This window comes from Enterobacter asburiae (assembly GCF_001521715.1).
In the GTDB taxonomy this organism is placed as follows: Bacteria; Pseudomonadota; Gammaproteobacteria; order Enterobacterales; family Enterobacteriaceae; genus Enterobacter; species Enterobacter asburiae.
In genome coordinates this window covers 1,894,647-1,914,123 of record NZ_CP011863.1, presented here as the reverse complement: position 1 = coordinate 1,914,123, position 19,477 = coordinate 1,894,647, and the positions used below count along the sequence as shown (strand labels likewise).

Below are 19,477 nucleotides of genomic sequence, written 5' to 3'. Positions count from 1 at the left end.
TATTGTGCGCTAATGGAGGGAGAAAACCAACTCCCACGGCATATACCACAGGTTAGCCAGCACCATCAGCAAAAGCGAACACCAGGTCGCACTCATGCCGGAACGACGCCAGCGGATTAAGCGGTGGTGAAAACCGTAATAGTGCATCAGGCGGCCAGCAATAAGAAGCAGGCCACAGATGTGCACCATCCAGGTTTCTGCGCCATTCATCTCCATAAAAAGCAGCAGGATTAAGGCTGCGGGAATGTATTCGACCGCGTTGCCATGAATGCGGATAGCGCTTTGTAGCTCGGAAAATCCGCCGTCACCGTAAGAGACGCGGTACAGCGTTCTGAGGCGCACAACATCAAATGAAAACTTAATCAGCAGTAATGCACCTAACACCGCATACAGCGCGCTGACCATACAAACTCCCTGTTTTTGGCAGATGGCACTTCACTATGATAGGGGGTGATATCAGAAAAGAGAAGATTGTTGTGGGATGGAAGGGGCGCTGCCCACGGACGGCACCGCAGCCTGCAAGGCCTGCCACAGAGCATCGACCAGTTCAGGGGCTTGGGCGATATCAGGCGTGTGCAAAAAGAGATACGGCGTGGTGGTGTGTTCCCACTTCGCCAACGTTTGCAGCCAGACGGCGAACATCGCCTGATTTTGCTGCATGTTATCGCTGCCTATAAACCTGACCATTGGGTTCTGCGCGGTCACGATGGCGTGGACCGGCACTTTCGGTTTTTTACGCTGAGCCTCAACGATGGCTTCGCTATGGGGGACCGCGCTGTGCACCGGCCTGCTATCGAGGATCACCCGGTTAACGGAACGCTCAAGCAGGCCGCGATTGAGCGCTTTTTCTGCTTCGCCCTTCGCAAAAAATTCAGGATGCCTGACTTCAACGCCGTAGGTGAATTCGCGGGGCAGGGCATCCAGGAACTGCCAGAGCGCAGGTAAATCGCGCGGGCCAAACGTGGCGGGCAGCTGGATCCAGTACTGACCGATGCGGTTCGCGAGCGGCGACATGCGCGTAAAAAACTCTTCGGTCAAATCACCGCAGTTGCGCAGTGCGGCCTGGTGGGAAATGGTGGCCGGAAACTTAAAGCAGAAGCGGAAGTCATCGGTCGTTTGTTCCCGCCAGCGCGTAACAATCTCGGCTTTGGGGAGCGCATACAGGGTGGTGTTACCCTCAACACAGTTGAAGTGCCGGGCATATTCCTCAAGGCTGGTGATGCCGAGGCGCACCCATTTCGGGTGCGACCACTGGGGCAGGCCCACGTACATCATAGCGCGCTGACAATCTCATCCGTGCTGCGCACGCGGCCGATGCGCGGGAAGATATGGATCATGCTGCCCTGGTGCTGTTCCGCGGAGGCCGCGCTGCAGGCATCTTCGGCAATCACCAGATTAAAGCCCAGCTCCCACGCGTTGCGGGCGGTAGACTCCACGCCGATGTTGGTGGAAATGCCGCACAGGATGATGGTGTCGATGCCGCGACGGCGGAGCTGCAGCTCGAGATCGGTACCGTAAAATGCGCCCCACTGGCGTTTGGTCACTTCAATATCGCTGTCGCGTTTGCCAAGTGAGGCCGGGTACGTCCACCAGTTTTCCGGCAGGGCGCGTGCAGGAACCTGGGCATCAACGGGCTGTTTCAACGCTTCGGCGTAATCCGCGGACCAGCCGACGCGCACCATGACAACAGGCGCACCGCTGGCACGACATGTTTCCGCCAGGCGAGCAGCGCGGCTGACCACATCATCCGCAGTATGTGGGCCACCGGCGAAGGGCAGAATGCCTTCCTGTAAATCAATCACAACAAGTGCGGTTTTACTGGCATCAAGTGTTAACATCGTTACTCCCGTTAAATGAATCACTTCCAGACACCATACGACGTCATGGCCTGTTATTGGTCGGATAATTTTGTTAATTTTTGTGAGAATGCGCAATAAGAGTGCAGCAAACGACCGCCTGGCCGTGGTTCGCTCTTATCGTCCGGCGGAATTTCCAGTATAATAGCCGCCTTTTTTCATCCAGTTGTGACATACAGAAAGCTGCGACATAGTAGCCTGCATACCAGGCGACATTTAGCCTGCGGCTAATTAAGGGATATCTCATGCGTACAGAATATTGCGGGCAGCTGCGTCAGTCCCACGTCGGACAGCAGGTAACCCTGTGTGGTTGGGTCAATCGTCGTCGTGATCTTGGTAGCCTTATCTTCATCGATATGCGCGACCGCGAAGGTATCGTTCAGGTGTTCTTCGATCCGGATCGCGCAGATGCGTTGAAGCTGGCCTCTGAGCTGCGTAATGAGTTCTGCATTCAGGTTACCGGCACCGTGCGCGCGCGTGACGAGAAAAACGTCAACGCCGACATGGCGACGGGTGCCATCGAAGTGCTGGCGTCCGATCTGGTGATAATCAACCGTGCAGAAGCGCTGCCGCTGGACTCCAACCACGTCAACACTGAAGAAGCGCGTCTGAAATACCGCTACCTGGATCTGCGTCGTCCGGAAATGGCTCAGCGCCTGAAAACCCGTGCGAAAATCACCAGCCTGGTGCGTCGCTTTATGGATGACCACGGTTTCCTCGACATCGAAACCCCGATGCTGACCAAAGCCACGCCGGAAGGCGCGCGCGATTACCTGGTCCCATCCCGCGTTCATAAAGGCAAATTCTACGCGCTGCCGCAGTCTCCACAGCTGTTCAAACAGCTGCTGATGATGTCCGGCTTCGATCGCTACTATCAGATCGTTAAATGCTTCCGCGACGAAGACCTGCGCGCTGACCGCCAGCCTGAATTTACCCAGATCGACGTGGAAACGTCCTTCATGACCGCCGAGCAGGTGCGTGAAGTGATGGAAGCTCTGGTGCGTAGCCTGTGGAACGACGTGAAAGGCGTTGAACTGGGCGATTTCCCTATCATGACCTTCGCTGAAGCCGAGCGTCGTTACGGCTCTGACAAACCAGACCTGCGTAACCCGATGGAGCTGGTGGACGTAGCAGACCTGGTGAAAGGCGTTGAGTTTGCCGTCTTCGCTGGCCCGGCTAACGATCCTAAAGGCCGCGTGGCGGCCCTGCGTGTACCGGGCGGTGCTGCCCTGAGCCGCAAGCAGATCGACGACTACGGTAACTTCATCAAGATCTACGGCGCGAAAGGTCTGGCCTATATTAAAGTGACCGAGCGCGCGAAAGGTCTGGAAGGCATCACCAGCCCGGTAGCGAAATTCCTGAACGCGGACATCGTGGAAGCGCTCCTTGAGCGCACCGGCGCGCAGGACGGCGACATGATCTTCTTCGGCGCAGACAACAAGAAAGTCGTGGCGGATGCGATGGGCGCGCTGCGTCTGAAGCTCGGCAAAGACCTGAGCCTGACCGACGAAAACAAATGGGCGCCGCTGTGGGTTATCGACTTCCCAATGTTTGAAGACGACGGTGAAGGCGGCCTGACCGCAATGCACCACCCGTTCACCTCGCCAAAAGACATGACGGCGGCAGAGCTGAAAGCGGCACCGGAAGATGCGGTCGCGAACGCTTATGACATGGTTATCAACGGCTACGAAGTGGGCGGTGGTTCCGTGCGTGTTCACAGCGGCGAAATGCAGCAGACCGTGTTCGGCATTCTCGGCATCAACGAGCAGGAGCAGCGCGAGAAGTTTGGCTTCCTGCTGGACGCCCTGAAATACGGTACGCCGCCGCACGCGGGTCTGGCCTTCGGTCTTGACCGTCTGACCATGCTGCTGACCGGCACCGATAACATTCGTGATGTTATTGCCTTCCCGAAAACCACTGCCGCAGCGTGTCTGATGACCGAAGCGCCAAGCTTTGCCAACCCGGCCTCTTTGGCCGAGCTGGGCATTGAAGTGGTGAAGAAGGAAGAGAAAAACTGATATGGCATATAAGCTTCCCGTTTCGGTCCTGGTGGTCATTTATGCAGAAGACACGAAGCGGGTGCTGATGTTGCAGCGGCGCGATGACCCTGATTTCTGGCAGTCGGTAACCGGCAGTCTGGAAGAGGGGGAAACCGCGTTGCAGGCCGCCGCGCGCGAAGTAAAGGAAGAGGTCACCATTGACGTTGCCAGCGAGCAACTGACCCTGAAGGACTGCCAGCGCACGGTGGAGTTTGAAATTTTTAGCCATTTACGTCATCGCTACGCGCCGGGTACCGAGCGCAATACGGAGTCGTGGTTCTGTCTCGCGCTCCCCCATGAACGGGAGATCGTGTTTACCGAACACCTGACCTACCGCTGGGTCAGTGCGGCGGATGCCGCCGCACTGACCAAGTCTTGGAGCAACCGGCAGGCGATTGAAGAATTTGTAATTAACGCAGCCTGAGAAGGCGCGATTTTTGGAGAACTTTTTATGGCAGGTCATAGTAAGTGGGCCAACACCAAACACCGCAAAGCGGCACAGGATGCCAAGCGCGGTAAGATCTTTACCAAAATCATTCGCGAGCTGGTGACAGCAGCGCGTCTGGGCGGCGGCGACCCGGCTTCTAACCCGCGTCTGCGCGCGGCGGTAGATAAAGCGCTGTCTAACAACATGACGCGTGACACCCTGAACCGTGCAATCGCACGTGGCGTGGGCGGTGATGAAGACGCGAACATGGAAACCATCATTTATGAAGGTTACGGCCCTGGCGGTACTGCGGTGATGGTTGAGTGTCTGTCCGACAACCGTAACCGTACCGTTGCGGAAGTGCGCCACGCGTTCACCAAAACCGGCGGCAACCTGGGCACTGACGGTTCCGTTGCTTACCTGTTCAGCAAAAAAGGCGTCATCTCCTTCGAGAAAGGCGACGAAGATGCGATCATGGAAGCGGCGCTGGAAGCCGGTGCGGAAGACGTAGTGACCTTCGATGACGGCGCTATCGACGTTTATACCGCGTGGGAAGAGATGGGTGCCGTGCGCGACGCGCTGGAAGCGGCTGGCCTGAAAGCGGACAACGCTGAAGTGTCCATGATCCCGTCCACCAAAGCGGACATGGATGCTGAAACGGCACCGAAACTGCTGCGTCTGATCGACATGCTCGAAGACTGCGACGACGTGCAGGAAGTGTACCACAACGGTGAAATCTCTGATGAGGTTGCAGCGACTCTCTGATGAGAGCCTGTAAACCGTTTACGGGAGACGCGTGATGTCGATTATTCTCGGGATTGACCCAGGCTCACGCGTTACCGGTTATGGCGTTATCCGTCAGGTGGGACGCCAGTTAACCTACCTGGGCAGCGGCTGTATTCGCACCAAAGTGGACGATCTTCCTTCGCGCCTGAAGCTCATTTATGCGGGCGTGTCGGAGATCATCACCCAGTTTCAGCCGGACTATTTCGCCATTGAGCAGGTCTTTATGGCGAAAAACGCCGATTCAGCGCTAAAGCTCGGTCAGGCGCGCGGTGTCGCCATCGTCGCTGCCGTGAACCAGGATTTGCCGGTATTCGAATACGCTGCACGTCAGGTCAAGCAGACGGTAGTGGGCATTGGTAGCGCGGAGAAAAGTCAGGTGCAGCATATGGTGCGTACCCTGCTGAAGCTTCCCGCGAACCCGCAGGCCGACGCCGCGGATGCGCTGGCGATTGCGATTACCCACTGTCACGTCAGCCAGAATGCGATGCAAATGAGCGAGTCGCGGCTCAATCTGGCGCGAGGCAGGTTACGATAATCAGAAATCAGGCTGGATAAACATCCAGCCTTTTTTTATTATGTCGGCAGTTAATTTCTCCCAGAACGCAGGAGCGTCACGTGATAGGCAGACTCAGAGGCATCATCATTGAAAAACAACCCCCGTTAGTGCTGCTGGAAGTGGGTGGCGTGGGCTATGAAGTCCATATGCCGATGACGTGCTTCTACGAGCTGCCGGACGCGGGCAAAGAGGCGATTGTCTTTACCCAGTTTGTGGTGCGTGAAGATGCCCAGCTGCTCTACGGCTTCAATAACAAGCAGGAACGGACCCTGTTCCGCGAGCTGATTAAAACCAACGGCGTTGGGCCGAAGCTGGCGCTGGCGATTTTGTCCGGCATGTCGGCACCACAGTTTGTGAATGCCGTTGAGCGCGAAGATCCTGCGGCGCTGATTAAGCTCCCGGGCATTGGTAAGAAAACCGCCGAGCGCCTGATTGTCGAAATGAAAGACCGCTTTAAAGGTCTGCATGGCGATCTGTTCACTCCGGCTGCCGATTTGGTACTGACCTCTCCTGGCGGCCCTGCGACGGATGATGACGCCGAGCAGGAAGCGGTTGCCGCGCTGGTGGCGCTGGGCTATAAACCTCAGGAGGCCAGCCGTATGGTGAGCAAAATTGCCAAACCGGACGCCAGCAGTGAAACCCTGATTCGCGAAGCGCTGCGCGCTGCATTGTGAGGTAAAGGATGATTGAAGCAGACCGCCTGGTATCGGCAGGCACAATTCAGGCAGATGACGTGGTGGATCGCGCGATCCGCCCAAAACTGCTTGATGAGTATATCGGCCAGCCGCAGGTTCGTTCCCAGATGGAGATTTTCATCCAGGCGGCAAAGCTGCGCGGCGATGCGCTCGATCACCTGCTGATTTTTGGCCCTCCCGGTTTAGGCAAAACCACGCTGGCGAATATCGTTGCCAATGAGATGGGCGTCAACCTGCGCACCACCTCCGGCCCTGTGCTGGAGAAGGCGGGCGATCTCGCGGCGATGCTGACTAACCTCGAACCGCATGACGTGCTGTTTATCGATGAGATCCACCGCCTGTCCCCGGTGGTGGAGGAAGTGCTCTATCCGGCGATGGAAGATTACCAGCTGGATATCATGATCGGTGAAGGCCCGGCCGCGCGCTCTATCAAAATCGATCTGCCGCCGTTTACCCTGATTGGCGCCACCACTCGCGCCGGCTCGTTGACCTCTCCGCTGCGCGATCGTTTCGGCATCGTGCAGCGTCTCGAGTTTTACCAGGTCGCGGACCTCCAGCACATCGTTGGCCGTAGCGCCCGCTATATGGGGCTGGAAATGAGCGAAGAGGGCGCGTTTGAAGTGGCGAAGCGTTCCCGCGGTACGCCGCGTATCGCCAACCGCCTGCTGCGCCGCGTGCGTGACTTCGCCGAAGTGAAGCACGATGGCACGATTTCCGTTGAGATCGCCGCTCAGGCGCTGGATATGCTGAACGTCGATGCCGAAGGCTTTGATTATATGGACCGTAAACTGCTGCTGGCGGTGCTGGATAAGTTCTTTGGCGGTCCGGTCGGGCTGGATAACCTGGCTGCGGCTATTGGGGAAGAGCGTGAGACGATTGAAGATGTGCTGGAGCCGTATCTGATCCAGCAGGGCTTCCTGCAGCGTACCCCGCGTGGACGTATGGCAACGGTGCGGGCGTGGAATCATTTCGGCATTACGCCACCGGCAATGCCGTAATGTTGTGTTCCCTCTCCATGAGGGAGAGGGACAGGGTGAGGGCATCAGCGCCCTCCATGTTAATTCGCGGTCTTTTTCATCATACTGAAGATAAACAGCACCGCCGCACTGAGCACCACTGACGGCCCCGCTGGCGTGTCATAGAACGCCGAGAATGTTAACCCACCCGTTACCGCAATCATTCCGATAATCACGGCTACGCCGGCCATCTGCTCCGGCGTACGGGCAAAACGACGCGCCGTGGCGGCAGGGATGATCAGCAGCGACGTAATAATCAGCGCGCCGACAAACTTCATTGCGACACCAATCGTTAACGCCGTCACCAGCATCAGCAGCAGTTTTACGCGCTGCAGCTTCACGCCGTCGACAAATGCCAGATCCGGACTGACGGTCATGGCCAGTAAATTCCGCCACTGCCAGAGCAGAATAGCGAGCACCACCACCACGCCAACGGCGATAGCGATGAGATCTTCCGGCGTTACGGCCAGAAGGTCGCCGAAGAGGTAGGCCATCAGATCCACGCGGATGTTCGACATCAGGCTGACCACCACCAGGCCCAGAGACAGGGCACTGTGCGCCATAATGCCAAGCAGCGTATCAATGGCGAGGTGAGGGCGCTTTTCCAGCCAGACCAGACCGGCGGCCAGCAGCAGCGTGACCACAATCACCGCGTAGAAGGGGTTTACATCCAGCAGCAGACCAAAGGCAACGCCCAGCAGAGACGCGTGCGCCAGGGTATCGCCAAAATAGGACATTCTGCGCCAGACAACAAACGAGCCGAGTGGGCCCGCGGCGCAGGCAAGCATAATCCCGGCCAGCCAGCCGGGTAGTAACAGTTCAATCATGAGTGTCCATTTCCCCGACGCAGTACGATTCGTCCCTGTAAATCATGGCGATGATTATGATGATGACGGTAAATACCCAGCTGTTCAGCGCCGCGGGGGCCGAACATGGAGATAAATTCCGGGTGCATTGACACCACTTCAGGCGTACCGGAACAGCAGATATGGTGGTTGAGACACAGCACTTCGTCGGTTTTTGCCATTACCAGATGCAGGTCGTGAGACACCATCAGCACGGCGCAATCAAGCTCCCGACGCAGCTGGTCGATCAAATCATAAAGCGCAACCTGACCATTCACATCCACACCCTGAGTTGGCTCATCCAGTACCAGCAGCTGCGGGCTGCTCAGCAGCGCGCGGGCAAGTAACACTCGCTGAGTTTCACCGCCGGACAGTTTTTGCAGCGGCGCATCGACAAGATGACCCGCCTGCACGCGTTTCAGTGCCGGAAGAATATCGGCTTTCCGTGTGCCGGGGCGCAGACGCAGAAAACGGCTGACCGTCAGCGGCAGCGTGGCGTCGAGGTGAAGTTTTTGCGGCACATAGCCAATACGCAATTTTTCCTCGCGCTTGATCACGCCCTCATCGGGTGCGACCAGACCCAGCACCACGCGCACCAGGGTGGATTTGCCTGCGCCATTGGGGCCGAGCAGCGTCAGAATTTTGCCGGGCTTCAGATCGAGCGACACGTCAGAGAGGACGCGGCGCTGCCCGAATGAGACCGAAATATTTTCAAGAGAAACCAATGTCGTCATGTCATTTTAAGCTTGAAGAAGTCAACGAATGTTATAATATCACATTCCACGCATTCACTACGATGATTAGTCGCATTATGTTACATAAAAATACGCTTCTTTTCGCAGCATTATCCGCTGCCCTTTGGGGTACAACCGCACAAGATGTTAACGCTGCGGTTGTCGCTTCGCTTAAACCACTCGGTTTCATCGCGTCCGCCATTGCAGACGGGGTAACGGAAACCCAGGTTCTGCTCCCTGATGGTGCATCCGAGCATGACTATTCCCTGCGCCCGTCAGATGTAAAACGCTTACAAAACGCGGACTTAGTTGTCTGGATTGGTCCGGAAATGGAAGCGTTCATGCAGAAGTCAGCAAAACAGGTTGCTGGCGAAAAACAGGTCGCGATTGCCGAACTCTCCGGCGTGAAACCGTTGCTCATGAAAGGGGCGGATGACGACGGTGACGAACATGACCATCATGCCGCAGACGGGGAAAAAGGTGATGGAGATCACCATCACGGCGAGTATAACATGCATCTTTGGTTATCCCCAGAGATAGCGCGGCTTTCAGCGGTTGCAATCCACGACAAATTAGTGGAACTTATGCCGCAAAGTCGAGCCAAACTAGACGCCAACCTGAAGGATTTTGAGGCACAATTAGCCGCAACCGATAAGCAGGTTGGTAATGAGCTCGCACCGTTGAAAGGTAAAGGGTATTTCGTTTTTCATGACGCCTACGGCTATTACGAAAAACACTACGGTTTGACCCCGCTGGGCCACTTCACCGTCAACCCTGAAATTCAGCCTGGTGCGCAGCGTTTACATGAAATCAGAACACAGTTGGTTGAGCAAAAAGCGACATGCGTTTTTGCTGAGCCACAGTTCAGGCCAGCGGTCGTAGAAGCCGTGGCCAGGGGAACATCCGTGCGCATGGGAACCCTTGACCCGCTAGGTACGAATATCCAGTTGAGCAAAGCGAGCTATTCGCAGTTCCTCAGCCAACTGGCGAACCAGTATGCGAGCTGCCTGAAAGGAGATTAACGAGGAAGTGAATACGTGCAACAGATAGCCCGCTCTGTCGCCCTGGCATTTAACAATCTGCCTCGACCCCACCGCGTTATGCTGGGGTCGCTTACAGTTCTCACCTTAGCGGTCGCCGTCTGGCGGCCCTATGTTTACCATCCGAGTTCTGCCCCTATCATTAAAACCATTGAGCTTGAAAAGAGCGAAATCCGTTCTTTGCTGCCTGAAGCCAGTGAGCCTATCGACCAGGCGGCTCAGGAAGATGAAGCCATCCCGCAGGATGAGCTGGACGATAAAACCGAGAACGAAGCGGGTATCCACGAATATGTTGTGTCTACCGGGGACACGCTGAGCAGCGTGTTGAACCAGTACGGCATCGACATGGGTAATATCAGCCAGCTGGCGGCTGCGGATAAAGATCTTCGTAACCTGAAAATCGGACAACAGCTCTCCTGGACACTAACGGCGGACGGCGATCTCCAGCGTCTGACCTGGGAAATGTCCCGCCGCGAAACCCGCACCTACGATCGCACTGCAAACGGTTTCAAGATGACCAGCGAAATGCAGAAGGGTGACTGGGTTAACAGCGTTCTGAAAGGTACCGTGGGCGCGAGCTTTGTTTCCAGCGCGCGCGATGCAGGCCTGACCAGCGCTGAAATCAGCTCGGTGATCAAAGCCATGCAGTGGCAGATGGATTTCCGCAAGCTGAAGAAGGGCGATGAGTTCTCCGTCCTGATGTCCCGCGAAATGCTGGACGGCAAGCGCGAGCAAAGCCAGCTGCTGGGCGTACGTCTGCGCTCCGAGGGCAAAGATTACTACGCGATTCGTGCCGAAGACGGTAAGTTCTATGACCGCAGCGGTACGGGCCTTGCGAAAGGCTTCCTGCGCTTCCCGACGGCAAAACAGTTCCGCGTCTCCTCGAACTTTAATCCGCGTCGTCTGAACCCGGTAACCGGGCGCGTCGCACCGCACCGTGGCGTTGACTTTGCCATGCCGCAGGGCACACCGGTACTGGCGGTAGGAGATGGCGAAGTGGTGGTGGCCAAGCGTAGCGGTGCCGCCGGATATTATGTCGCGGTACGTCATGGTCGTACTTATACGACCCGCTATATGCACCTGCGTAAGCTGCTGGTCAAACCGGGCCAGAAGGTGAAGCGTGGTGACCGTATCGCGATCTCCGGCAATACCGGACGCTCTACCGGCCCGCACCTGCACTATGAAGTGTGGATCAACCAACAGGCCGTGAACCCGCTGACGGCGAAACTGCCGCGCACCGAAGGCCTGACAGGTAAAGATCGTACTGATTATCTGGCGCAGGTGAAAGAGGTGATGCCGCAGCTGAGCCTAAACTAAGCTCTCTGTTTTTGTTAAAAAAGCCGGCTCACACTGACGCCGGCTTTTTCTTTTGTGCGTGGACGACTGCCTCGCTACACTATCTGAATAAAATTTTGCGTCATCAGACCCTGGATCCAGCATGGAAACCAAAAAAAACAATATTGAATACATTCCTGAGTTTGAAAAATCCTTCCGCCATCCGCGCAACTGGGGCGCCTGGCTTGGTGTCTATGCCTTTGCGGGGATGGCGTTGCTGCCGGCTTCCGTCCGCGATCCTGTTTTGGGGAAAATTGGCCGTCTGGCCGGGCGTTTAGGCAAGAGCGCCCGCCGTCGCGCGCAGATCAACCTTTACTACTGTTTTCCTGAGAAAAGCGACGCCGAGCGCGAGGCAATCATTGATGAGATGTATACCACCGCGCCGCAGGCAATGGCGATGATGGCCGAACTGGCGCTGAAAGGGCCGGATAAAATCGTCGATCGCGTTGACTGGAAAGGGCTGGACATCATCGAGGAGATGCGCCGCAACGACGAAAAAGTCATTTTCCTCGTCCCCCACGGCTGGGGCGTTGATATTCCGGCGATGCTCATGGCCTCACAGGGGCAGAAAATGGCGGCGATGTTCCATAACCAGGGAAATAAAATCTACGATTTTGTCTGGAACACGGTGCGTCGTCGTTTTGGCGGACGTTTGCATGCGCGTAACGATGGCATTAAGCCCTTCATTCAGTCGGTGCGTCAGGGGTACTGGGGCTACTATCTGCCGGATCAGGACCACGGCCCCGAGCACAGCGAGTTTGTCGATTTCTTTGCGACCTATAAAGCGACGCTTCCCGCGATTGGCCGTCTGATGAAAGTCTGTCGTGCCCGCGTGATCCCGCTATTCCCGGTCTATGACGGCAAAACGCATCGTCTGAGTATTGAGGTTCGTCCGCCGATGGACGATCTGCTCACCGCTGACGACCACACCATCGCCCGTCGAATGAACGAAGAGGTGGAAATCCTGGTGGGGCCGCATGCCGAACAGTACACGTGGATCCTGAAGCTGCTTAAAACGCGGAAACCGGGTGAAACAGAGCCCTATAAACGCAAAGAGCTTTATCCGAGGAAATAAAAAAAGCCCTCTCCAGATGGAGAGGGCTTTTTAACACAGACGTTATTACTCGACGGTCATAACGCGCGTGGTGTTGGTTGAGCCGATGGTGCTCATCACGTCGCCCTGGGTCACAATGACGATATCACCGGACACCAGATAGCCTTTGTCGCGCAGCAGGTTTACGGCATCGTGTGCCGCAGATACGCCGTCATTGGTGCTGTCGAAGTGAACCGGCGTCACGCCACGGTACAGCGCGGTCAGGTTCAGCGTACGTTCGTGACGGGACATGGCGAAGATCGGCAGACCAGAGCTGATACGAGAGGTCATCAGCGCGGTGCGGCCAGATTCGGTCATGGTGATGATCGCGGTAACGCCCTTCAGATGGTTTGCCGCGTACATTGCAGACATCGCAATCGCTTCTTCCACGTTGTCGAACTGCACGTCCAGACGGTGTTTAGAGACGTTGATGCTTGGGATCTTTTCAGCGCCCAGGCAGACGCGCGCCATGGCGGCCACGGTTTCTGCCGGATACTGGCCTGCAGCGGTTTCCGCAGAGAGCATCACCGCATCGGTACCGTCCAGCACGGCGTTAGCCACGTCCATGACTTCTGCACGGGTTGGCATTGGGTTGGTGATCATCGACTCCATCATTTGAGTGGCGGTGATCACCGCGCGGTTCAGCTGACGTGCGCGACGGATCAGCGCTTTCTGGATCCCTACCAGCTCAGGGTCGCCGATTTCCACGCCCAGGTCGCCACGCGCAACCATCACCACGTCGGACGCGAGGATCACATCGTCCATGGCATCCTGATCGCATACGGCTTCCGCGCGTTCAACTTTCGCGACGATTTTAGCATCGCAGCCTGCATCACGTGCCAGACGACGCGCATAGTTCAGATCTTCGCCGCAGCGCGGGAAGGAGACCGCCAGGTAGTCAACGCCGATCAGCGCAGCCGTCACGATGTCCGCTTTGTCTTTATCGGTAAGCGCTTCTGCAGAGAGGCCGCCGCCCAGTTTGTTGATGCCTTTATTGTTGGAGAGCGGGCCGCCGACGGTGACTTCGGTGAACACTTTCATGCCCTGAACTTCCAGCACCTTCAGCTGTACGCGACCGTCGTCCAGCAGCAGGATATCGCCTGGCACCACGTCAGCCGGCAGGCCTTTATAGTCGATACCGACTTTCTCTTTATCGCCTTCGCCTTTGCCCAGGTTGGCATCAAGCAGGAATTTGTCGCCGATATTGAGGAAAACTTTACCCTCTTTAAAGGTCGATACGCGGATTTTTGGACCCTGCAAATCGCCGAGGATAGCTACGTGGCGGCCCAGTTTGGCTGCGATTTCACGCACTTTATCGGCACGTAACTTATGGTCTTCTGGCGTACCGTGAGAGAAGTTCATACGCACCACGTTGGCGCCGGCGGCGATAATTTTCTCAAGATTGTTATCGCGATCGGTGGCCGGGCCTAAGGTGGTTACGATCTTGGTTCTGCGAAGCCTTCTGGACATGTAATACTCCGTTGACTGAAACAACTTTGGTGTTGCGTGAACATTGAATCGGCCTTCATCTGCTGCAAGGCAGCGGAGAGTGGACCGAATGCCGTAAATCGTTACATCGTAATTATTGGTTACGTCTTCGTTATCAACTATCAGGGAACATCGCTCTTTATAAGCAATTCTTTATCAAAACGCGATTCCTTCAGCGCTTCCTTGACCCGCTTCAAGTTATCCCGGAATTTTGCGCCCCGACGTAAGGTAAAACCGGTTGCCAGCACGTCAATCACGGTGAGCTGCGCCAGTCGGGAAACCATCGGCATATAAATGTCGGTGTCTTCCGGCACGTCGAGGGTGATCGCCAGCGTCGCTTCACGGGCGAGCGGCGTACCTGCCGTGGTGAGGGCAATCACCATGGCATCGTTTTCACGGGCCAGCTGAGCCAGCTCTACCTGACTCTTGGTGCGGCCGGTGTGCGAAATCAGCACCACGACGTCATCTTCACTGCAATTCATACAGCTCATGCGTTGCAGCACAATGTCATCGGAATAAATAACCGGGACGTTAAAGCGGAAAAATTTGTTCATCGCGTCATGCGCCACGGCTGCCGACGACCCGAGACCAAAGAATGCAATCCGCTTGGCCTGGGTGAGCAAATCCACCGCGCGATTCACGGAACTCATGTCCAGAGACTGACGGACGTGGTCGAGCGAAGCCATGGCCGATTCAAAAATTTTCGCGGTATAGGCATCAACGCTGTCGTCTTCATCCACATTACGATTAACATAAGGGGTGCCGTTAGCCAGACTTTGTGCCAGATGCAGTTTAAAATCAGGGAAGCCGCGCGTTTCCAGGCTGCGGCAAAAGCGATTGACCGTCGGTTCGCTAACACCCGCTTCCTGTGCCAGAGCGGCGATGCTTGAATGAATCGCCTGAGCGGGGGAGGCGAGAATGACCTCGGCCACTTTTCGCTCGGATTTGCTAAGGTGTTCCAGTTGAAACTGGATTTTTTCCAGCATGTTCATGTTAACAGGACGCTCATGGGTGTAAACGATTTCATAAATTGATGAAATCGTGATTCGATTTAGCCGATATTACCCTTGTGGCTTCCATAAAGGGTAACAATCGACAAGATAATGTTGTTGTTTTTTTTCATTACTTGATCGGTGTCGGGTTTTGCCGTGACCCTGTTGCGCAAAGAAACGGCGGTTGTTGCGTCATTGCGCCGCCGTAATCCTCCAGAGAGGGAAAAATCGCGTTATCGCACGCGACGATAAGCGCTAATGGTTTCGGGAATGACGTAAAAGCAGTACAGTGCATTGTAATAAAATTACAACGATACCTGGCAGAAGTACCAGGTGATCCAACTGAGGAGAATGACATGGCGGTAACGCAAACAGCCCAGGCATGTGACCTGGTCATTTTCGGCGCGAAAGGCGACCTTGCACGCCGAAAATTGCTGCCTTCCCTGTATCAACTGGAGAAAGCGGGCCAAATTCATCCGGATACCCGTATCCTGGGTGTAGGGCGCGCCGACTGGGACAAGGACGCTTATACTAAAGTCGTCCGCGAGGCGCTCGAAACTTTCATGAAAGAAAAAATTGATGAAAGTTTGTGGGATACCCTGAGTGGACGCCTCGATTTCTGCAACCTGGACGTCAATGACGTCAGCGCGTTTACCCGCTTAGGCGCGATGCTGGATCAGAAAAACCGTGTCACCATTAACTATTTCGCCATGCCGCCAAGCACCTTCGGCGCCATCTGCAAAGGCCTGGGCGAAGCCAAACTGAACGCCAAACCGGCTCGCGTCGTGATGGAAAAGCCGCTGGGTACGTCGCTGGCAACCTCGCGTGAAATCAACGACCAGGTGGGCGAGTTCTTTGAAGAGTGCCAGGTCTACCGTATCGACCACTATCTCGGCAAAGAGACGGTACTGAACCTGCTGGCGCTGCGCTTTGCCAACTCCCTGTTTGTGAATAACTGGGACAACCGCACTATCGACCACGTGGAAATCACCGTGGCGGAAGAGGTGGGGATTGAAGGCCGCTGGGGTTACTTTGACCAGGCTGGCCAGATGCGCGACATGATCCAGAACCACCTGCTGCAAATTCTATGCATGATTGCCATGTCTCCACCGTCTGACCTGACGGCTGACAGCATCCGTGACGCAAAAGTGAAGGTGCTGAAGTCACTGCGCCGCATCGACCGCTCCAACGTGCGTGAGAAGACCGTCCGCGGCCAGTACACCGCCGGGTTTGCGCAAGGCAAAAAAGTGCCGGGCTACCTGGAAGAAGAGGGTGCGAACAAGTCCAGCAACACCGAGACGTTCGTGGCGATCCGCGTGGATATCGACGACTGGCGCTGGGCGGGGGTTCCGTTCTACCTGCGCACCGGTAAACGTCTGCCGGCCAAATGTTCTGAAGTGGTGGTTTACTTCAAAAACCCGGAACTGAACCTGTTCAAAGAGTCCTGGCAGGAGCTGCCGCAGAACAAACTGACCATTCGTCTGCAGCCGGACGAGGGCGTGGATATCCAGATCCTGAACAAAGTGCCGGGCCTGGATCACAAACACAACCTGCAGACCACCAAGCTGGATCTGAGCTACTCCGAAACCTTCAACCAGACGCACCTGGCCGATGCTTACGAGCGTCTGCTGCTGGAAACCATGCGCGGTATCCAGGCGCTGTTCGTGCGCCGTGATGAAGTGGAAGAGGCGTGGAAATGGGTCGACTCCATCACCGAAGCCTGGGCTGCCGATCAGGATGCGCCAAAACCGTATCAGGCGGGGACCTGGGGACCTGTCGCGTCGGTGGCGATGATCACCCGCGATGGCCGCTCCTGGAACGAGTTTGAGTAAGATAATCCTCTAGCTCGAAAGTGTTATTTTACCGGTAACATGATCTAACACAGCTAGTGGCACAATTTTCAACTTTTAAGCTCCGCGTGGATTCACCCGCGGAGCTTTTTTTATTACACTGCCGGAAGTGATTTTGCCCCTGAGCTCCGGACAGCAAGCGTTTCAGCGTTGTTAACAACTGCCAGCGACTTTGTAAACTCCCGAGCCGGACAGATAATTTAGAGGAGCTTTTATGAATCCGACATTGTTACGCGTAACACAGCGCATTATCGAGCGCTCGAAAGAGACCCGTTCGGCCTACCTCGCCCGGATTGAACAGGCAAAGAGCAGCACCGTCCACCGATCTCAGCTGGCCTGCGGGAACCTGGCGCACGGCTTCGCCGCCTGTCAGCCTGATGATAAAGCGTCGCTGAAAAGCATGTTGCGTAACAATATCGCCATCATCACCTCCTATAACGATATGCTTTCCGCCCACCAGCCGTATGAGGTTTATCCCACTATCATCCGTAACGCGCTGCACAGCGTGAATGCGGTGGGCCAGGTGGCGGGCGGCGTACCTGCCATGTGCGACGGCGTGACGCAGGGGCAGGACGGTATGGAGCTGTCCCTGCTGAGCCGCGAAGTGATTGCGATGTCCGCCGCGGTGGGCCTGTCACACAACATGTTTGATGGCGCGCTGTATCTCGGCGTGTGCGACAAGATTGTCCCGGGCCTGGTAATGGCGGCGCTGTCGTTTGGGCATCTGCCTGCGATCTTCGTCCCGTCAGGCCCAATGGCGAGCGGTCTGCCAAACAAAGAAAAAGTGCGTATTCGCCAGCTGTACGCGGAAGGGAAAGCAGACCGTCAGGCGCTGCTGGAGGCGGAAGCCGCGTCCTATCATGCGCCGGGGACCTGTACGTTCTACGGTACGGCTAACACCAACCAGATGGTGGTGGAATTTATGGGGATGCAGCTTCCGGGCTCGTCCTTCATCCAGCCGGATGCGCCGCTGCGCAAGGCGCTGACCGAGGCTGCGGCCCGTCAGGTCACGCGTCTGACAGGCAACGGCAACGAATGGATGCCAATGGGTAAAATGGTCGACGAAAAAGTCATTGTTAACGGGATTGTCGCGCTGCTGGCAACCGGGGGGTCAACCAACCACACCATGCATCTGGTGGCCATGGCGCGTGCGGCGGGCATTCTGATTAACTGGGATGACTTCTCCGAGATCTCTTCTGTAGTACCGCTGATGGCGCGCCTGTACCCGAACGGTCCGGCGGATATTAACCACTTCCAGGCCGCAGGCGGCGTACCGCTGCTGATGCGCGAGCTGCTGAAAGGCGGACTGCTGCATGAAGACGTGAATACCGTGGCGGGCTTTGGCCTTAAGCGCTACACCCAGGAGCCGTGGCTGAACAACGGCGAGCTGGACTGGCGCGAAGGGGCGAGCGCGTCTCTTGATGCGCAGGTGATCGCCACCATCGACAAACCGTTCTCACCTCACGGCGGCACCAAAGTGCTGAGCGGCAACCTCGGTCGCGCGGTAATGAAGACCTCTGCCGTACCGGAAGAGAACCAGATTATCGAAGCGCCGGCGGTGGTGTTTGAAAGCCAGCATGACGTGTTACCCGCCTTTGACGCCGGCCTGCTTGATAAAGACTGCGTGGTAGTGGTGCGTCACCAGGGGCCTAAAGCTAACGGGATGCCAGAATTACATAAACTTATGCCACCACTTGGTGTATTATTGGACCGCCGTTTCAAAATTGCGCTAGTCACCGATGGACGCCTCTCCGGGGCATCCGGTAAAGTGCCTTCAGCCATCCACGTGACGCCGGAAGCCTACGACGGCGGTCTGCTGGCGAAAGTACGCGACGGTGACATGATCCGCGTGAACGGCCAGACGGGTGAGTTAACCCTGCTGGTGGATGAAGGCGAACTGGCTGCACGTCAGCCCCATATTCCTGACCTGAGCGCATCGCGCGTGGGGACCGGACGCGAAATGTTCAGCGCGCTGCGTGAGAAACTCTCCGGTGCGGAGCAGGGCGCAACCTGTATTACGTTTTAAGACGACTTGATTTTAACGATCTGGCGAGAGAAAACTCTGATGAAAAACTGGAAAACAAGTGCAGAAGCAATCCTGACCACTGGCCCTGTCGTGCCGGTTATCGTGGTAAACAAGCTGGAGCACGCTGTACCGATGGCGAAAGCGCTGGTCGCGGGCGGCGTTCGCGTTCTGGAAGTGACCCTGCGCACCGCCTGTGCGATGGATGCTATCCGCGCTATCGCCAAAGAAGTGCCGGACGCCATCATCGGTGCGGGTACCGTTCTCAACGCGCAGCAGCTGGCAGAAGTGACCGAAGCGGGCGCACAGTTCGCCATCAGCCCTGGCCTGACCGAGCCGCTGCTGAAAGCCGCCACCGAAGGTACCATTCCGCTGATCCCTGGCATCAGCACCGTCTCTGAACTGATGCTGGGCATGGACTACAGTCTGAAAGAGTTCAAATTCTTCCCGGCTGAAGCGAACGGCGGCACCAAAGCGCTCCAGGCGATTGCGGGTCCCTTCTCTCAGGTACGCTTCTGCCCGACGGGCGGTATCTCTCCTGCCAACTACCGTGACTACCTGGCGCTGAAAAGCGTGCTTTGCATCGGTGGTTCATGGCTGGTTCCGGCGGATGCGCTGGAAGCGGGCGACTGGGATCGCATCACCAAACTGGCTCGCGAAGCGGTTGAAGGCGCGAAGCAGTAAGCCACTCGCCGCATGAAA

Annotated in this window: 19 protein-coding genes; 12 read left to right on the top strand and 7 right to left on the bottom strand. The window is 56.4% G+C overall.

Annotated elements, in window-relative coordinates:
* Nucleotides 1-9: 9 nt before the first annotated feature.
* From ACJ69_RS09425 to ACJ69_RS09415, 3 genes are read right to left on the bottom strand one after another with little or no spacing between them, the layout of a single operon-like run.
* Nucleotides 10-405 (bottom strand): MAPEG family protein, encoded by a 396-nt coding sequence (locus tag ACJ69_RS09425; RefSeq protein ID WP_021240443.1) that lies wholly within the window; start codon nt 403-405, stop codon nt 10-12.
* 51 nt (nt 406-456) lie between these two features.
* On the bottom strand, nt 457-1,275 hold the full coding sequence (locus ACJ69_RS09420; RefSeq protein WP_059346951.1) for a DUF72 domain-containing protein: 819 nt from the start codon (nt 1,273-1,275) through the stop codon (nt 457-459).
* Entirely contained in the window at nt 1,272-1,838 is a 567-nt protein-coding gene (locus ACJ69_RS09415; protein ID WP_054829624.1) for a hydrolase, read from the bottom strand. The genes ACJ69_RS09420 and ACJ69_RS09415 overlap by 4 nt, the downstream gene beginning before the upstream one ends.
* Nucleotides 1,839-2,101: 263 nt before the next feature.
* On the opposite strand from ACJ69_RS09415, the gene aspS reads away from it, so the two are divergent.
* The 6 genes from aspS (at nt 2,102) to ruvB (ending at nt 7,357) form a co-directional block, all read left to right on the top strand.
* The gene (aspS, locus tag ACJ69_RS09410) at nt 2,102-3,874 is read left to right on the top strand and encodes an aspartate--tRNA ligase (RefSeq protein WP_054829623.1); all 1,773 of its coding nucleotides are present in this window, start codon (nt 2,102-2,104) and stop codon (nt 3,872-3,874) included.
* A gap of 1 nt (nt 3,875) precedes the next feature.
* Entirely contained in the window at nt 3,876-4,319 is a 444-nt protein-coding gene (gene nudB / locus ACJ69_RS09405) for a dihydroneopterin triphosphate diphosphatase (protein WP_054829622.1), read from the top strand.
* Between the two features lie 27 nt (nt 4,320-4,346).
* Nucleotides 4,347-5,087, top strand: coding sequence for a YebC/PmpR family DNA-binding transcriptional regulator (locus ACJ69_RS09400; protein ID WP_008500447.1), 741 nt, complete (start codon nt 4,347-4,349; stop codon nt 5,085-5,087).
* Nucleotides 5,088-5,121: 34 nt separating this feature from the next.
* Complete coding sequence (gene ruvC, locus ACJ69_RS09395; RefSeq protein ID WP_003859749.1) at nt 5,122-5,643, top strand: crossover junction endodeoxyribonuclease RuvC; 522 nt, start codon at nt 5,122-5,124, stop codon at nt 5,641-5,643.
* Between the two features lie 80 nt (nt 5,644-5,723).
* Nucleotides 5,724-6,338, top strand: a complete 615-nt coding sequence (ruvA, locus tag ACJ69_RS09390) for a Holliday junction branch migration protein RuvA (protein WP_023312236.1) — start codon at nt 5,724-5,726, stop codon at nt 6,336-6,338.
* A gap of 8 nt (nt 6,339-6,346) precedes the next feature.
* Nucleotides 6,347-7,357, top strand: a complete 1,011-nt coding sequence (ruvB, locus tag ACJ69_RS09385; RefSeq protein WP_029741769.1) for a Holliday junction branch migration DNA helicase RuvB — start codon at nt 6,347-6,349, stop codon at nt 7,355-7,357.
* Between the two features lie 59 nt (nt 7,358-7,416).
* Here the strand turns inward: ruvB and znuB are convergent, their stop codons facing one another.
* Nucleotides 7,417-8,202 carry a zinc ABC transporter permease subunit ZnuB gene (znuB, locus tag ACJ69_RS09380; protein ID WP_029741768.1) on the bottom strand — a complete coding sequence of 262 codons (786 nt, stop codon included), beginning with the start codon at nt 8,200-8,202 and terminating at the stop codon, nt 7,417-7,419.
* Nucleotides 8,199-8,954: a zinc ABC transporter ATP-binding protein ZnuC gene (gene znuC / locus ACJ69_RS09375; protein WP_023312233.1), complete on the bottom strand. Its 756-nt coding sequence runs from the start codon at nt 8,952-8,954 to the stop codon at nt 8,199-8,201. The genes znuB and znuC overlap by 4 nt, the downstream gene beginning before the upstream one ends.
* Before the next feature lie 77 nt (nt 8,955-9,031).
* Here znuC and znuA point away from each other — a divergent pair, with 77 nt between their 5' ends.
* From znuA to lpxM, 3 genes are all read left to right on the top strand, one after another.
* Nucleotides 9,032-9,976 (top strand): zinc ABC transporter substrate-binding protein ZnuA, encoded by a 945-nt coding sequence (gene znuA, locus ACJ69_RS09370; protein ID WP_045404493.1) that lies wholly within the window; start codon nt 9,032-9,034, stop codon nt 9,974-9,976.
* Nucleotides 9,977-9,991: 15 nt separating this feature from the next.
* Nucleotides 9,992-11,311: a murein DD-endopeptidase MepM gene (gene mepM, locus ACJ69_RS09365; protein WP_024909694.1), complete on the top strand. Its 1,320-nt coding sequence runs from the start codon at nt 9,992-9,994 to the stop codon at nt 11,309-11,311.
* Nucleotides 11,312-11,432: 121 nt separating this feature from the next.
* Nucleotides 11,433-12,404 (top strand): lauroyl-Kdo(2)-lipid IV(A) myristoyltransferase, encoded by a 972-nt coding sequence (lpxM, locus tag ACJ69_RS09360; RefSeq protein ID WP_029741765.1) that lies wholly within the window; start codon nt 11,433-11,435, stop codon nt 12,402-12,404.
* Nucleotides 12,405-12,449: 45 nt separating this feature from the next.
* Here lpxM and pyk read toward each other — a convergent pair whose 3' ends face one another.
* Together pyk and ACJ69_RS09350 are read right to left on the bottom strand one after the other, a co-directional pair.
* Nucleotides 12,450-13,892 carry a pyruvate kinase gene (pyk, locus tag ACJ69_RS09355; RefSeq protein WP_059346950.1) on the bottom strand — a complete coding sequence of 481 codons (1,443 nt, stop codon included), beginning with the start codon at nt 13,890-13,892 and terminating at the stop codon, nt 12,450-12,452.
* A gap of 140 nt (nt 13,893-14,032) precedes the next feature.
* On the bottom strand, nt 14,033-14,902 hold the full coding sequence (locus ACJ69_RS09350; protein WP_023312229.1) for a MurR/RpiR family transcriptional regulator: 870 nt from the start codon (nt 14,900-14,902) through the stop codon (nt 14,033-14,035).
* Between the two features lie 356 nt (nt 14,903-15,258).
* Between ACJ69_RS09350 and zwf the strand changes: the two genes are divergently transcribed.
* The 3 genes from zwf to kdgA all read left to right on the top strand — a co-directional run bounded on the left by zwf (nt 15,259) and on the right by kdgA (nt 19,459).
* A complete protein-coding gene (gene zwf, locus ACJ69_RS09345; protein ID WP_023312228.1) occupies nt 15,259-16,734 on the top strand; it encodes a glucose-6-phosphate dehydrogenase in 1,476 nt (491 codons plus the stop codon).
* Nucleotides 16,735-16,966: 232 nt separating this feature from the next.
* Nucleotides 16,967-18,778, top strand: coding sequence for a phosphogluconate dehydratase (gene edd, locus ACJ69_RS09340; protein ID WP_059346949.1), 1,812 nt, complete (start codon nt 16,967-16,969; stop codon nt 18,776-18,778).
* Nucleotides 18,779-18,817: 39 nt separating this feature from the next.
* Nucleotides 18,818-19,459 carry a bifunctional 4-hydroxy-2-oxoglutarate aldolase/2-dehydro-3-deoxy-phosphogluconate aldolase gene (gene kdgA, locus ACJ69_RS09335; protein WP_059346948.1) on the top strand — a complete coding sequence of 214 codons (642 nt, stop codon included), beginning with the start codon at nt 18,818-18,820 and terminating at the stop codon, nt 19,457-19,459.
* Nucleotides 19,460-19,477: the final 18 nt, after the last annotated feature.

Coding starts and splice junctions, on each gene's coding strand:
- ruvC (WP_003859749.1), top strand. CDS start 5,122: ATGTCGATTATTCTCGGGATTGACCCAGGCTCACGCGTTACCGGTTAT.
- pyk (WP_059346950.1), bottom strand. CDS start 13,892: ATGTCCAGAAGGCTTCGCAGAACCAAGATCGTAACCACCTTAGGCCCG.
- znuC (WP_023312233.1), bottom strand. CDS start 8,954: ATGACGACATTGGTTTCTCTTGAAAATATTTCGGTCTCATTCGGGCAG.
- znuB (WP_029741768.1), bottom strand. CDS start 8,202: ATGATTGAACTGTTACTACCCGGCTGGCTGGCCGGGATTATGCTTGCC.
- aspS (WP_054829623.1), top strand. CDS start 2,102: ATGCGTACAGAATATTGCGGGCAGCTGCGTCAGTCCCACGTCGGACAG.
- edd (WP_059346949.1), top strand. CDS start 16,967: ATGAATCCGACATTGTTACGCGTAACACAGCGCATTATCGAGCGCTCG.
- kdgA (WP_059346948.1), top strand. CDS start 18,818: ATGAAAAACTGGAAAACAAGTGCAGAAGCAATCCTGACCACTGGCCCT.
- ACJ69_RS09420 (WP_059346951.1), bottom strand. CDS start 1,275: ATGATGTACGTGGGCCTGCCCCAGTGGTCGCACCCGAAATGGGTGCGC.
- nudB (WP_054829622.1), top strand. CDS start 3,876: ATGGCATATAAGCTTCCCGTTTCGGTCCTGGTGGTCATTTATGCAGAA.
- znuA (WP_045404493.1), top strand. CDS start 9,032: ATGTTACATAAAAATACGCTTCTTTTCGCAGCATTATCCGCTGCCCTT.
- ACJ69_RS09400 (WP_008500447.1), top strand. CDS start 4,347: ATGGCAGGTCATAGTAAGTGGGCCAACACCAAACACCGCAAAGCGGCA.
- ruvB (WP_029741769.1), top strand. CDS start 6,347: ATGATTGAAGCAGACCGCCTGGTATCGGCAGGCACAATTCAGGCAGAT.
- zwf (WP_023312228.1), top strand. CDS start 15,259: ATGGCGGTAACGCAAACAGCCCAGGCATGTGACCTGGTCATTTTCGGC.
- ACJ69_RS09350 (WP_023312229.1), bottom strand. CDS start 14,902: ATGAACATGCTGGAAAAAATCCAGTTTCAACTGGAACACCTTAGCAAA.
- lpxM (WP_029741765.1), top strand. CDS start 11,433: ATGGAAACCAAAAAAAACAATATTGAATACATTCCTGAGTTTGAAAAA.
- ACJ69_RS09415 (WP_054829624.1), bottom strand. CDS start 1,838: ATGTTAACACTTGATGCCAGTAAAACCGCACTTGTTGTGATTGATTTA.
- ACJ69_RS09425 (WP_021240443.1), bottom strand. CDS start 405: ATGGTCAGCGCGCTGTATGCGGTGTTAGGTGCATTACTGCTGATTAAG.